Genomic DNA, 13,890 nt, shown 5'->3' with positions numbered 1-13,890 from the left:
GAACCAGCCCCTGCTTTTTTACTTTTTATTTTAGCAGAATTCCTTCTTCCCGTAACATGTTTCTCATTGTTCCTGGTCAATTTTTCTATTTTCCATTTTTGCGTTCACTGATAAAATAGTATAAAGCACCATACACAATACTTCAAGCAAAGGACGGTCGATTCGTGCCGAAATGCAAATTGTTGACCTTGATTGAACAAAAGCGGATGGAGCTTGTCGACACGGTGGCCAAAACGGGGTTAAACTCGGCGGCGGCCATGAAAATCAGCAAAGAACTTGACACGTTGCTCAATGCCTATCAACGCGAACAAACCAAGCGGCGAAAGCAAAGCGCCTCCCGCTAGGCGGGACATGGCGCTTTCTTCTTTTTGTTCCAAGCAGGGGCGGCAAAACGCCGCCATTTACGCATGGACGTCGACGAGGCCGTTTTGCAGCAAGTACATTTGGTAGTAAAGCCCTTTTTGCGCCAGCAGTTGCTGATGCGTACCGCGCTCGATGATTTCGCCGCGGTGGAGGACGAAAATTTGATCAGCGTCTTGAATCGTTGATAGACGGTGGGCGATGGCGATCGTCGTCCGCCCTTTCCGCATGCGCATGAGCGCATCTTGAATCGCTTCCTCTGTTTCGGTGTCAATATGGGCGGTCGCCTCATCGAGCACCAAAATTTTCGGATCAGCAGCGATCGTGCGAGCAAAGGAAAGAAGCTGGCGCTGACCGCTTGATAACGTCGCCCCGCGCTCGGCGAGCACATGGTCGTAGCCGCCGGGCAATTGCTCAATAAACGCATCGGCCTGCACGAGCCGAGCGGCCTCCTTAATGGCTTCGTCGTCCAGTTCCTGATTATACATGCGAATGTTCTCTTTGACCGTCCCGTAAAACAAAAACGGATCTTGCAAGACAAGGCCGAGGCGGCGGCGCAGCTCGGCGCGCGAGTAATCGCGGATCGACCGGCCGTCAAGCAAAATATCGCCGCGGTCAAACTCATAAAAGCGCATGAGCAAGTTGATGATCGAACTTTTGCCGCTGCCGGTATGGCCGACAAACGCGACCGTCTGACCTGGACGGATGACAAACGACAGCCGTTTCAGCACATCCCGTTTGCCGTCGTAGGAAAAGCTGACATCCCGAAATTCGATTTCCCCGCGCTCGATCACATGCGGCGACCGATTTGGATTGGCCGGCGCCTCTTCTTGATGATCAAGAAGGGCAAACACGCGAGAGGCGGAAACGATCGCCTGCTGGTAAAGAGACAGGCGCATCATCATTTGCGTCACCGGTTCGAAAAAGCGCTCCAAATAGTTGACAAACGCATACAGCACGCCGATCTCAACTGGGCCATCAAGCGCCGTGATGCCAAAAAAGCTGAGCACAACCATGATCGACAACATATACACCACATCGATCGCCGGTCGAAGCAGCAGTCCATCAAGGTGGATGTTTTTCATCCCCGCCTTGTAATGCGCTTCATTGACGGCGGCAAACTCTTGATATAAACGGCGCTGCTGGCGGAACGCTTGAATGACGGCCATTCCTTGCAGCGATTCGTTCAATTTGGCGTTCAGTTCGCTCAGCCGTTCGCGCATCTCTTGATAAAACACTGAGCTGTAGCGGCGGTATGTGTGCATGATGAACGCGATCGCCGGGAGGATGAACAGGCAAAACAACGCAAGCTTAGCATCAAGCGAAAACATGGCGACAAACACGCCGATGACAAACAAGCCGTTTTGCACAAAGGCCGCTAGGACGCTGATGAACATGTCCTTGATCGCTTCTGTATCGTTCGTCACCCGCGAAACGATGCTTCCGCCCGGCGTCCGGTCAAAATAGCTCATCCCGAGCCGGTGCACTTTCGCAAACACATCCATCCGCAGCGCTTGAATGACGTACAAAGCGAGCCGCTGAAACTCGACAAGCTGGAAGTAGGAAATGATCGTTTTCAAGACGAGCACGCCGAGATAGGCGGCGGCCAGCGCCGCCACCGGTCCAAAAGCGAGGCGGCCCGGCACCAAATAGTCATCAATGAACACTTTCACCAAATACGGGCCGGAAAGCTCCCCGGCCGTTGCCAACAGAAGAAGCGCAAACGCAAGCGCAGTTTCTTTTTTGTATCTTCCCATATAAGCGAGCAGCCGCCATAAGACGCGCCGCTGCTCTTTTGTTGTCAACCATCGGTCGTTCATCCACTTCCCCCTATCTTACAAACAACTTGTATTTTCAGGTTTTTCGCTCCGCTCGTTTTTGGCGAGAGCTCGAACGTTCAGACCTGTTGTTACTCCGCAAGCGCCTCAAGCTGCTGGCGTCGGTGCATGTCACGATACCAGCCGCCTTCTGCCATCAGCTGCTCGTGCGTTCCGGCCTGCACAATTCGCCCCCCGTCAAGGACGAGAATCCAATCGGCATGCTCAACCGCGCTTAAACGGTGAGCGGCGATGATCGTCGTTTTTCCGCGCCGCTCCTGTTTGAGCGCCGCTAAAATCCGCGCCTCGGTCTTCGCATCCACGGCCGACAACGCGTCATCAAAAATGAGCACTTCCGGGTCAATGAGAAGCGCCCGGGCGATTGACAGCCGCTGTTTTTGCCCACCGGATAGGGAAACGCCGCGCTCTCCGATGACCGTCTCATACCCGTCGGGAAACTGCAAAATGTCATCATGAATGTCGGCCAGCCGCGCCGCCCGTACGACCTCGTCCTCTCCGGCTTCCGGCTTGGCAAAGGCGATGTTGTCGCGGATGGAGGCAGAAAACAAGAAATGGTCTTGCGGCACGTAGCCGATCGCCGAACGGAGCGCGAAAAGCGTATAATCGCGGATGTCGCGGCCGCCGAAGCGAATCTCGCCGTCATAGCCGTCAAACTCGCGCAGCAGCAGGCGAAGCAACGTCGTTTTTCCCGCCCCCGTTTTGCCGACGACGCCAAGCGTCGCCCCACGCTTGAGCTGAAAACGAATGCCCCGAAGCGCCGGCTTCGCCTCGCCCGGATAGGCAAATTGACGAACATCATACTCAATGTCGCCTTGCGGAGCGATGTGAAGGGCATCCGGACGTTCGTTGATTTCATCTTGTTCAGCCAACAGCGCCCGCACCCGGTCGTACGAAGCGCGCCCTCGCTCAACAATGTTAAACAGCCAGCCGAACGCCAACATCGGCCAAATAAGCAGGCCAAGGTAGGTCGTAAACGACACAAGCTCGCCGATCGTCAATTCGCCCGCCAAAACCATTTGGCTGCCAAACGCCACAGCGAGAAAAAATGACAGCCCAACAAGCAGCCCGATCGTCGGATCAAACAAGGCGTCAATTTTGGCGACGGCAACGTTTTTCGCCACGACGTCTTCCGATTGACGGCGAAACGCCTCGACATCGTGTTCCTCATAGCCGAACGCCTTGATGACGCGGATGCCGTTGACGCTTTCCTGCACCTTGTCGTTCAGCGACGAAAACGCCGCTTGCGCCGTTAAAAACCGACGATGGAGCATCGTCCCATAGCGGCTCGTCGCCGCCGCCATCACGGGCATCGGCAATAGGCTGATGAGCGTCAGCTTCCAGCTGATCGAAAACGCCATCGTTGCCAACACAAACCCGCCAAGCGTCACCGAGTCAACAAGCGTCAAAATGCCGCTTCCGGCCGTCTGCTGAATCGCTTGCAAATCGTTGGTCGCATGGGCCATTAAATCGCCGATCCGCTTCCGCTGGTAAAACGACGGCGACATGTTCGTAAAATGCTGATACAGCTCGTTGCGCAGCTGGCGGGCAAGCTTGACCGCCGAACCGAAAATGAAAATGCGCCAAGCGTAGCGGAGCCCGTAAAGCGCCGCCGCAACGGCGGCGAGGACGGCGATCCAGCGGATGAGCACTTCTTTTGTCATCGTGCCGTTTTTCACATGATCGACCAACAAGCCGATCACTTTCGGCGGGACTGTCTCCAAAAACGCCACGATGACAAGCACGAAAATGCCGGTGATATACGCCTTCTTTTCTTGACGGAAAAACCAAAACAAATCGCGAAACACGCGCATAAGGCCCGCCCTCCTTTCATTTGGCTGACGAACAATCGCCATATTATTGTAACAAAACTAGAAAAATTTTGAAAGAACATTTTGGCAAAATAAAAAGACACTCTCGATCGAGTGTCCGTTTCGCTTATTTCAGTTGATTGTTCATCATTTTCATCATCTGATTGATTTTCTTCTGGGATGGCGTCATTCCCATTTGCATCATCATCATGCGAATCATTTGTTCATTGATCGGCGGGTTTTTCTTCAAATAATTGATCATCGTTTTGCGGGCGACGAAAAATCCGATCGCCACCCCGGCGATGAGCGCCAGCACGCCAACGAGAATCGTACCCCACATAACAGCGATTTTCCTCCTTCTTGTTGTCTCCCTAACAGTGTACTAAACGATGCGTCATTAGACAATATTTCGCGGCAAAAATCTTTTCATTACGCAAATTTTCTTCCTTGTCGAGGCGCAGACAGCCAGTAGTAATCGACAAAATCGGCGTCGACCGCCAAAAACGTCGGCGAAATCCGAGCGAGCGCCCGTCCGATGTCCGCGGCAAGCGGCGCGCTGTCAGCGACAAGAAGCAAGCGGCGCTTTTGCACGACAAGCAACGCTTCGCCGGAATCGTTTTGCAAAACAAACATATTGCGCTCCAAATTTTTGCCGACGCGGCCGGCAAAATATTGCTTTAAGCCAAGTTCCAGGCGCGAAAATGACAGCCGTTCGGTGATAAATTCGACTTGCTTGCGGCAAATCGCCTTCAGCGGCGCTTTCGCGTATTGATGCTCACGAAGCAGTTCGACAATTTTTTCTGCCCGATGGCGGTAATGCGACGCCACATCGTCATTCAACAAATAAATCCAATAGCGGACCATGCCCCATCCCCCATTTCTGTTCAATCTATTTTCTATTATAGAAAATGAAAGGGGAAAAATATGTCTATTAACGGCAAGTTTTTTCACTAACATTGTCGATTTTTGTTTGCGATGGCCATGCGGCCGCAAACAGGCCAACAAACAAGCCTTTGTCCTCGATTCAACCCCGAAAATACTTGACCAAAGCGCAGCCATCTTTCACAAAAACAAGCTGCCCCTGCAACAACGCAAGGGCAGCTTTTCCGGTTACTTGCCGAGCAGCGCTTTTGTGCGGCGGACGACGTTGTCAACCGTAAAGCCATACTCGGCCATGATTTTCTCTCCCGGAGCGGAAGCACCGAATCGGTCGATGGCCAAAATGTCGCCCTCGGCGCCGACGTAGCGCTCCCAACCGAGCGACGCGCCCATTTCAATGGCGAGCCGCTTCGTCACGGCCGGCGGAAGCACTTCATCGCGGTACGATTTTGGCTGCGCTTCGAAGCGGTCCCACGATGGCATGCTGATGACGGAGACATGGATGCCCTCAGCGGCAAGCGCTTCTTGCGCTTTGACGGCCAGACCGACTTCCGAGCCAGTCGCCAACAACAGCGCCTCCGGAGCACCGTTTTTCGCCGGTGAAACGACGTACGCACCTTTTTTCACGCCTTCATACGCCAACTCAGCTGTTGCCGCCAACGTCGGCACATCTTGACGCGTCAAGACGAGCGCAGTCGGCTTGTCCGTCGATTCGAGCGCCAGCCGCCATGCGGCCGCCGTTTCGTTTGCGTCAGCCGGACGGATGACCGACAAGTTCGGCATCGCCCGAAGCGAAGCGAGATGTTCGATCGGCTCGTGCGTCGGGCCGTCTTCGCCGACGGCGATGCTGTCGTGCGTCAAGACGTAGATGACCGGCAAGCCCATCAGCGCCGCCAAGCGGATCGCCGGACGCAAATAGTCAGAGAACACGAAGAACGTGCCGCCGAACACTTTCAATCCGCCGTGAAGCGCCATGCCATTGAGCGCCGCCCCCATGGCAAACTCGCGCACGCCAAACCAAATGTTGCGCCCTTCGTAGCTGTCCGGCAAGAAGTTGCCGCCGCCTTTGATGAGCGTTTTATTCGAGCTTGCCAAGTCCGCCGAACCGCCAAACAATTGCGGCACCGCTTTGGCGATGGCGTTGATCACGTCCCCGGACGATGAGCGGGTCGCCAGGCTTTTGCCTGCTTCGTATACCGGCAAAGAAGCTTCCCATCCATCTGGCAGTTTGCCTTCGATCGCTCGCTTCAATTGGGCGGCCAGTTCCGGATGGGCCTGTTCATAGGCGGCGAGCTGCTCATTCCATTCCGCCTCTTTTTTCGCTCCCGGCTCTTGCACCGTCGCACGGAAGTGGGCGTACACTTCTTCTGGCACGTAAAAATCTTCCGCAAATGTCCAACGATACGCCTCTTTCGTCAGCTTCGCCTCTTGGGCGCCGAGCGGAGCGCCGTGGACGCCGGACGTGCCCGCTTTATTTGGCGCGCCGTAGCCAATCGTCGTTTTGACTTCAATGAGCGTCGGCCGGCTGAGGTCCGCCCGCGCCTCCTCGAGCGCTTTGGCGATTTCTTCAATATTGTTGCCGTCCTCAACGCGCAAATATTGCCAACCGTACGCTTGGAAACGTTGGGCGACGTTTTCCGAGAACGACAGGTTGAGCTCCCCGTCCAGCGAAATGTCGTTCGAGTCATACAGGACGATCAGACGGCCGAGCTTCAAGTGGCCGGCGAGTGACGCCGCTTCGCTCGCCACTCCTTCCATCAAATCGCCATCGCCGCAAATGGCGTACGTATAATGATTGATAATCTCAAACCCGTCGCGGTTGTATGTAGCGGCCAAATGCCGCTCCGCCATCGCCATGCCGACCGCCATCGCGATCCCTTGGCCAAGCGGTCCCGTCGTCGCTTCCACGCCCGGCGTATGGCCGTATTCCGGATGGCCCGGCGTTTTGCTTCCCCATTGACGGAATTGTTTCAAATCATCCATCGATACGTCGTAGCCGCTTAAATGAAGCAAGCTGTACAATAACATCGACCCGTGCCCGGCTGACAAGACAAACCGGTCGCGGTTGAACCAGTTTGGATTCGCCGGGTTATGATTCATAAATTTCGTCCAAAGCGTGTACGCCATCGGCGCCGCGCCCATCGGCATGCCCGGGTGCCCGGATTTCGCTTTTTCGATCGCGTCAATCGACAGCGTTCGAATCGTCGTAATCGCCAACTCCTCGATTGAATGCGCCATCGTCTTCCTCCCTTTCATCAACATGGTGTCATTTACTATCATATAGAAAATCGATCGGCTTGTACAACGTTATTTTCCGAGCCACCCCTCTTTCGACCGTTTAATGGAAGCGCCGCCGCTGGCTTTCCTTTAATTTTTTCGGCGTCACGTCGTTGCCGTTCGGGTCAATGACGGTCACTGTATGGAGCATATCGGTCATCGCCTTGCGGAACGCTTGAATGTACTCACGGCGCAGCTTCGCTTGCTCGAAGGCCTCTTCGGCCGACAAGCCGGCCGTTTTCGCTTTTTTCGCCAGTTCATTGATGCGGGCTAATTTATGTTTGGCAAGCATTGATCATCTTCTCCTATCTGCCATATTCTCACTCTGTTTTATCTTATCTGATCAACCGGGAAGATGGCAACGATGGCATCTTGGCTTCCTTTGCCCGCTCGCCGCTTTAGGGTCAGGCGCAGTACACGATCAACGCCGCCTTTGTTGCTCGTCCATATATTCCTGGTAACGCCGATGGACGGTCGCCTTGGACGCCTCGTAACCGAAGCTTCGCATCGTCGCGGCGATATCGGCAAACGTCAGTCCGCGCTCGCGCAAGCGGACGATCTCCTCAACCGGCAGATCAATTCGATCGCGCCCGGCGTTTTCGCCCCGGCGCCTTAGGTTCCGCTCCGGTCGGTAGCCGCTGGCGATGGCTCGCTGCATGCCACGCTTAATTTTGGCGTTATGTATTTTTCTTTGGTACTCCTCGACAATCGCGATGATGGATAACACCATCTCATCGGCCTCCGACAGCGGCATCTCCCCGCGGTGGCTGGCGCTGTATATTTTCACCCCTTGCTTTTTCAAGCAATGCAGCACCGCCATGCGCGCATGGCCGCGCCCAAGCCGCGTTTCATCTTGAATGAGCAGCACATCGACCTCGCCTTCCTCGCAAAGCGAAAGCAGCTCCAACACGCCGTCGCGGTCGGCTTCATAACCGCTCGCCTGCTCGGCGATCACTTTAGCGACTTCAAATCCACACTCGGCCGCCAGTCGCTCGAGCTCATCTCGTTGCCTCGCGAGCGACGTTTCCTGTTCAGCTTTGTCCGTGCTGACTCGGCAGTAAATGACCGCCCTCATGGCCAATCCCTTCTTTCCATCACTGATTGACGGCCACCGAGCCGCCCTGCTTTGATTTTAACACAGGAATGACAATTTGTTCACCGGCGGCAAGACGCGGGCTCGGCAAATGGTTGACATCGACGACCCAGCGGATGAACTCATCAGGCGGCATATGGTGTTCCTGTTCGTACTGTTTTGCCAGCCCCCAAAGCGTATCGCCGGGAGCGACCGTGATCGTCACGTATTCTTTTTTATCGACCGGGCTGCTGGCGTAAACGAACCCTGCCAACACGAGCGCAAACAAAAATGAAAACAAAACATAGTGCAGCAACGTTCTCCCCATTCTCCCCACCCTTTCTAGAATGTTTGTTCGCTTTCCTTCATTATAGTCAAGAACATTTGTTTGTGTCAATAAAAAACTCGAACTTATGTTTGTTTTTTCGTCTTCCGCATGGTATAATGAAGGCAAATGATGTGGCGAGAGGTGTGAAACCATGACGAAACTGTCAAAACGACAACAGCAAATTTTAGAGTTTATTAAACAGGAAGTAAAAACAAAAGGCTATCCTCCGTCGGTGCGGGAAATTGGGGAAGCGGTTGGACTGGCGTCAAGTTCGACGGTCCACGGGCATCTCGCGCGCCTAGAAAGCAAAGGGTACATCCGCCGCGACCCGACAAAGCCGCGCGCCATTGAAATTTTGGACAACGATATGGCCAAGGAGAGAGAAAAAGAGGAGATCATCTCGGTGCCGATCATCGGCAAGGTGACGGCCGGTCAACCGATTACAGCGGTGGAAAACATCGAAGGCTACTTTCCGCTGCCGAAGCGGCTCGCCGCCGGCGAGGAGCAGCTGTTTATGCTTGAAGTGATGGGCGACAGCATGATCGAAGCCGGCATTCTCGACGGCGACTACGTCATCGTCCGCCAGCAGTCATCGGCCAACAACGGCGACATCGTCGTCGCCATGACGGAAGACAACGAGGCGACGGTGAAGCGGTTTTTCAAGGAAAAAGACCACATCCGCCTGCAGCCGGAAAACGCCCATCTTGAGCCGATCATCGTCCGCGACTGCACGATTCTCGGCAAAGTGATCGGCGTCTATCGCCTGTTCGACTGACTCGTGCCGGCCTGCGCCCATAAAAAAGCTGCCCTGAAAAAAACGGGGCAGCTTTTTTATGAATCAGTAGAGTTCCATATATTGGTCCAATTCCCATTGATGAACCGTTGTCCGATACATATCCCACTCGATTTCTTTCGCTTCGACGAAATGCTCGAATAAATGTTTGCCGAGCGCGTGAATCATCACTTCATCGGACTTCAAGTTTTCCAACGCTTCATAGAGCGTTGCCGGCAAATCGACAATGCCTTCTTCGAGCCGTTCTTCTTTCGTCATGACGTAAATGTTTCGATCCACTGGCGCCGGAGGAGTGAGCTTGTTGCGAATGCCGTCAAGCCCAGCGGCTAAAAGCACCGCCATGGCCAAGTATGGGTTGGCCGACGGGTCAACGCTGCGCACCTCAATGCGCGTGCTCATGCCGCGCGAAGCTGGAATGCGGATGAGCGGGCTGCGGTTGCGCGCCGACCAAGCGACGTAGCACGGCGCTTCATAGCCTGGAACAAGCCGCTTGTACGAGTTGACGGTCGGGTTCGTCACCGCCGTAAAGTTCGGCGCATGCTTCAGCACACCGGCGATAAACTGCCGTGCCGTATCGCTCAACTGCAAGTCGCCGTTCGGATCGAAAAAGGCGTTTTCACCGTTGCGGAACAGCGACAGGTTGCAATGCATTCCTGAACCGTTAATCCCAAAAATCGGCTTCGGCATAAAGGTCGCATGCAATCCATGTTTGCGGGCGATCGTTTTGACGACGAGCTTAAACGTTTGAATGTCGTCGCACGCTTTAATCGCATGGGCGTATTTAAAATCGATCTCATGCTGGCCCGGGGCGACTTCATGATGGGACGCTTCGATTTCAAACCCCATTTCCTCAAGCTCGAGCACAATGTCGCGCCGGCAGTTTTCCCCAAGATCGGTCGGCGCCAAATCGAAATAGCCGCCGCGATCGTTCAGCTCCATCGTCGGGTGTCCTTTTTCGTCAAGCTTGAAAAGGAAGAATTCAGGCTCAGCTCCTAAGTTAAAGGCGTTGAAGCCAAGCGCCTCCATCTCTTTCAGCATCCGCTTCAAGTTGTAGCGTGGGCAGCCTTCAAACGGCGTGCCGTCCGGGTTGTAAATGTCGCAGATAAAGCGGGCGACTTTCCCTTTTTCTGCGGTCCACGGGAAAATGACGAACGTATCCAAGTCCGGATACAAATACATATCCGACTCTTCAATGCGGACAAATCCTTCGATCGACGACCCGTCAAACATAATTTTGTTGTTAAGCGCTTTCTCCAGCTGGCTGATCGGAATTTCGACGTTTTTGATCGTGCCCAAAATATCGGTGAATTGCAGGCGGATGTACTTGACATTTTCCTCTTTGACGATGTGTAGAATGTCGTCACGCGTATATTTTGCCATGTCCAAACTCCTCCCCGGCTCGGAAATCATGTTCCGTCATTAATGAAAGAAGCGAGCGAGATCTCCTTGGCGAAGCGATGCGCGCTGGAACCGCCCGGCCTGCAGCAATTCATTCCGCAAAATTTCGCGCAGTTCTTCGTCCGACAGCTTCGGTTTTCCTACTTTTTCGACTTTCTCCGCCTGCTGGTGGCGTCCTTCCTCCCGCGCGGCAAAAATTTGCTTAATGCCCGCCAAGTTGACGCCTTGGTCGATCAAATCTTTAATTTCCAGCAAGCGGTCAATGTCATTGAGCGAAAACAGCCGCCGGTTGCCTTCCGTGCGCGCTGGCGTGACGAGGCCGTGCTCTTCGTAATAGCGGATTTGGCGGGCCGATAGATCCGTCAGCTGCATCACGATCCCAATCGGAAACAATGGCATGGAACGACGAATATGGCTGCTCATGCCAATTCCTCCTCGCTTTTGATACCTTCATTTTACCATAATGTCAAGAAACGAGTCAATGAAGCGTTACATTTTCTCACAAACAAATCAACTGCTGTTCAAGCAAACGGTGGACGGCTGAACAAATGGCGATTTTGACGTGTGAATACGTCAGCCCGCCTTGCACGTAGGCGACATATGGCGGCCGCAGCGGCCCGTCTGCCGTTAGCTCGATGCTCGCGCCCTGCACGAACGTGCCGGCCGCCATGATGACTTTGTCTTCATAGCCCGGCATCTCGCTTGGGTGCGGGGTAAAATGGGCGTTGACGGGAGAAGCGGCTTGGATGGCTTGACAAAAAGCAACCATTTGTTCTGGATCGTCAAAGCGGACCGATTGCACAAGGTCCGTGCGCTTCTCCTTCCACGACGGCGATGTCGAAAGCCCGATGCGCTCGAGCATCGCCGCCGTAAACACCGCTCCTTTGAGCGCCTGGCCGACAATGTGAGGGGCGAGGAAAAACCCTTGGTACATCTCCGGCAACGCATACAGTGACGGACCGACTTCCGCTCCGATGCCCGGCGAGGTCATCCGGTAAGCGCACGCTTCGACGTATTTTTGCCTCCCAACGATATAGCCGCCTGTTTTCGCCAAGCCCCCGCCCGGGTTTTTAATGAGGGAGCCGGCCATCAAATCGGCGCCGACATGACACGGCTCTTTCTCCTCCACAAACTCGCCGTAGCAGTTGTCGACAAACACGACGACGTCGGGCTTAATCGCTTTGACAAAAGCGATCATCTCCGCGATTTCGTCGACCGTAAACGACGGGCGTGTCGCATAGCCGCGCGAACGTTGAATGCCGATCATTTTCGTCCGCTCGTTCATCGCCCCGCGCACCGCCGGAAAATCAACGGCCCCGTCCGCCGTAAGCGGCACGCTTCGGTAGCGGATGCCAAACTCTTTCAGCGAGCCGACGCCGCGGCCGCGGACGCCGACGATTTCCTCAAGCGTATCGTACGGAGCGCCGGTGATGTAAAGCAGTTCATCGCCCGGGCGCAACACGCCGAACAAAGCGATGGCAATCGCGTGCGTGCCGGAGATGATTTGCGGGCGCACAAGCCCCGCTTCCGCCCCGAATACATCGGCGTAAATGCGGTCAAGCGTATCGCGGCCGATATCGTCATAGCCATACCCGGTCGATGGGATGAAATGCCCGTCGCTCACTTGATGGCGGCGGAAACTGTCGAGCACACGATATTGGTTCGCATCGACCATCCGGTCGATGCGCCGGTGGATCGGCGCAATTTGCCGTTCGACTTCCTCAACAAGTGCAGCGATCGTTTCTCCATGTTTCCATTGTGTCCAAAACATCGATGAACCCTTTCTACCGTTGGAATGATTGCAATTCCCCATACAAGGGATGCGCTGGCAGCACGTACCCTTGGCAGTCGTACGTGCCCCCCTGTTCATTATAATGCCATTCGTGCAAAATGGTGTCCGATTTTAGCTGGGCGAGCAGTTTTCCTTCCCCGCTCGGGATCGATACGTCATAATGAACCATTTGCCGTTTCACCGCTTCTTCAATAAAGCGGCGGAGCCGGTCGACATCGGCAGCCGAGAGCGCGCTCATCACGATCGCATCGGTTGTCGTCGGGAGAAATTCCAGCGTTTGCCGGTCGCTTTTATTGTAAACGGTGACGGCCGGAATGGAAGAAGCCCCTAGTTCCGCCAAGAGCCGCGATACCGTCCGCTCATGCTCGGCGTAGTCCGGATGCGACGAATCGACGACGTGAAGCAATAAATCCGCTTCCTTCACTTCTTCAAGCGTCGAGCGAAACGCAGCGACAAGCGTCGTCGGCAAGTCTTGAATGAACCCGACCGTATCGGTGAGAAGCACCGTGTAGCCGCATGGCAAGACGCATTTGCGCGTCAACGGGTCGAGCGTGGCAAACAGCAAGTTTTCCTCGAACGAATCGGCGGCGGTCAGCCGGTTGAAAATCGTCGACTTGCCGGCGTTCGTATAGCCGACAAGCGCCACTTGAAAGGCGCGGTTTTTTTGCCGGCGCTCGCGGTAGCGTTCGCGATGCTCAGCCACCCGGCGAAGTTCGCCTTTAATATCGTCAATGCGGCGGCGAATGTGACGGCGGTCGGTCTCCAGCTTCGTCTCCCCCGGACCGCGCGTGCCGATGCCGCCGCCCAAGCGAGACAGCGCCTCCCCTTGGCCGCTAAGGCGCGGCAGCATATACTCCAGCTGGGCGAGCTCGACTTGCAGCTTTCCTTCTTTCGATCGGGCGCGCTGAGCAAAAATGTCTAAAATGAGCTGCGTCCGGTCAAGGACTTTCACCTCGCCAAGCAGGTTCGTCAAATTGCGCGCTTGGCTTGGGGAAAGCTCGCTGTTGAAAACGACAAGATCCGGTTCGAGTTCCTTCACAAGGGCGGCGAGCTCTTCCGTTTTTCCTTTGCCGATATACGTCGCCGGATGCGGCGCTTCACGTTTTTGCGTCACCTCTGCCACAACCTCGCCGTTCGCCGTCGCAACGAGCGAAGCGAGCTCCTCCATCGAATAGCGAAACCGTTCATCATCGACACCAGCGAGCTGGCAGCCGACAAGGATCGCTTGTTCACGGCTCATGGCATCCCCCTTCCTTTCCCTCGCGGCGAACATGTTCTCTACGTTCATGATACCAAATCCCACCGTCGGTCTGCTAGTTCGTTCCAAAAAAACGATTGATTTTCC

14 protein-coding genes are annotated in these 13,890 nt (G+C 54.9%); 2 read left to right on the top strand and 12 right to left on the bottom strand.

The window, feature by feature from the left end; genetic code table 11:
• The first annotated feature begins 164 nt into the window (after window positions 1-164).
• Entirely contained in the window at window positions 165-344 is a 180-nt protein-coding gene (locus tag I656_RS03840) for an aspartyl-phosphate phosphatase Spo0E family protein (protein WP_011230836.1), read from the top strand.
• A 57-nt stretch (window positions 345-401) separates the two neighbouring features.
• Here I656_RS03840 and I656_RS03845 read toward each other — a convergent pair whose 3' ends face one another.
• The 8 genes from I656_RS03845 to yneA form a co-directional block, all read right to left on the bottom strand.
• Complete coding sequence (locus I656_RS03845) at window positions 402-2,180, bottom strand: ABC transporter ATP-binding protein (RefSeq protein ID WP_011230835.1); 1,779 nt, start codon at window positions 2,178-2,180, stop codon at window positions 402-404.
• An 89-nt stretch (window positions 2,181-2,269) separates the two neighbouring features.
• Window positions 2,270-4,009, bottom strand: a complete 1,740-nt coding sequence (locus I656_RS03850) for an ABC transporter transmembrane domain-containing protein (RefSeq protein WP_011230834.1) — start codon at window positions 4,007-4,009, stop codon at window positions 2,270-2,272.
• A gap of 124 nt (window positions 4,010-4,133) precedes the next feature.
• Window positions 4,134-4,346, bottom strand: a complete 213-nt coding sequence (locus I656_RS03855) for a YneF family protein (RefSeq protein ID WP_011230833.1) — start codon at window positions 4,344-4,346, stop codon at window positions 4,134-4,136.
• Window positions 4,347-4,435: 89 nt separating this feature from the next.
• Entirely contained in the window at window positions 4,436-4,870 is a 435-nt protein-coding gene (sirA, locus tag I656_RS0116300) for a sporulation inhibitor of replication protein SirA (RefSeq protein ID WP_033006267.1), read from the bottom strand.
• 246 nt (window positions 4,871-5,116) lie between these two features.
• A complete protein-coding gene (gene tkt, locus I656_RS03860; protein WP_015374472.1) occupies window positions 5,117-7,123 on the bottom strand; it encodes a transketolase in 2,007 nt (668 codons plus the stop codon).
• A 100-nt stretch (window positions 7,124-7,223) separates the two neighbouring features.
• The gene (locus tag I656_RS03865; RefSeq protein WP_013145682.1) at window positions 7,224-7,454 is read right to left on the bottom strand and encodes a DUF896 domain-containing protein; all 231 of its coding nucleotides are present in this window, start codon (window positions 7,452-7,454) and stop codon (window positions 7,224-7,226) included.
• A gap of 129 nt (window positions 7,455-7,583) precedes the next feature.
• Window positions 7,584-8,237, bottom strand: a complete 654-nt coding sequence (locus tag I656_RS03870) for a recombinase family protein (RefSeq protein ID WP_033006265.1) — start codon at window positions 8,235-8,237, stop codon at window positions 7,584-7,586.
• Window positions 8,238-8,256: 19 nt separating this feature from the next.
• On the bottom strand, window positions 8,257-8,562 hold the full coding sequence (yneA, locus tag I656_RS0116295) for a cell division suppressor protein YneA (protein WP_033006263.1): 306 nt from the start codon (window positions 8,560-8,562) through the stop codon (window positions 8,257-8,259).
• 151 nt (window positions 8,563-8,713) lie between these two features.
• Between yneA and lexA the strand changes: the two genes are divergently transcribed.
• Window positions 8,714-9,337, top strand: a complete 624-nt coding sequence (lexA, locus tag I656_RS03875) for a transcriptional repressor LexA (RefSeq protein ID WP_011230827.1) — start codon at window positions 8,714-8,716, stop codon at window positions 9,335-9,337.
• Between the two features lie 63 nt (window positions 9,338-9,400).
• Here lexA and glnA read toward each other — a convergent pair whose 3' ends face one another.
• The 4 genes from glnA to hflX form a co-directional block, all read right to left on the bottom strand.
• Window positions 9,401-10,735 carry a type I glutamate--ammonia ligase gene (gene glnA / locus I656_RS03880; RefSeq protein WP_033006260.1) on the bottom strand — a complete coding sequence of 445 codons (1,335 nt, stop codon included), beginning with the start codon at window positions 10,733-10,735 and terminating at the stop codon, window positions 9,401-9,403.
• A gap of 39 nt (window positions 10,736-10,774) precedes the next feature.
• Window positions 10,775-11,176 carry a MerR family transcriptional regulator gene (locus I656_RS03885; protein ID WP_020756060.1) on the bottom strand — a complete coding sequence of 134 codons (402 nt, stop codon included), beginning with the start codon at window positions 11,174-11,176 and terminating at the stop codon, window positions 10,775-10,777.
• A 76-nt stretch (window positions 11,177-11,252) separates the two neighbouring features.
• A complete protein-coding gene (locus I656_RS03890; protein WP_033006258.1) occupies window positions 11,253-12,524 on the bottom strand; it encodes a methionine gamma-lyase family protein in 1,272 nt (423 codons plus the stop codon).
• 13 nt (window positions 12,525-12,537) lie between these two features.
• Entirely contained in the window at window positions 12,538-13,785 is a 1,248-nt protein-coding gene (hflX, locus tag I656_RS03895) for a GTPase HflX (protein WP_020756058.1), read from the bottom strand.
• Between the last annotated feature and the right edge of the window lie 105 nt (window positions 13,786-13,890).

Origin of the sequence: Geobacillus sp. WSUCF1 (assembly GCF_000422025.1) — a bacterium.
GTDB classification, from domain to species: Bacteria; Bacillota; Bacilli; order Bacillales; family Anoxybacillaceae; genus Geobacillus; species Geobacillus zalihae.
This window is presented reverse-complemented; position numbering and strand designations above follow the sequence as displayed.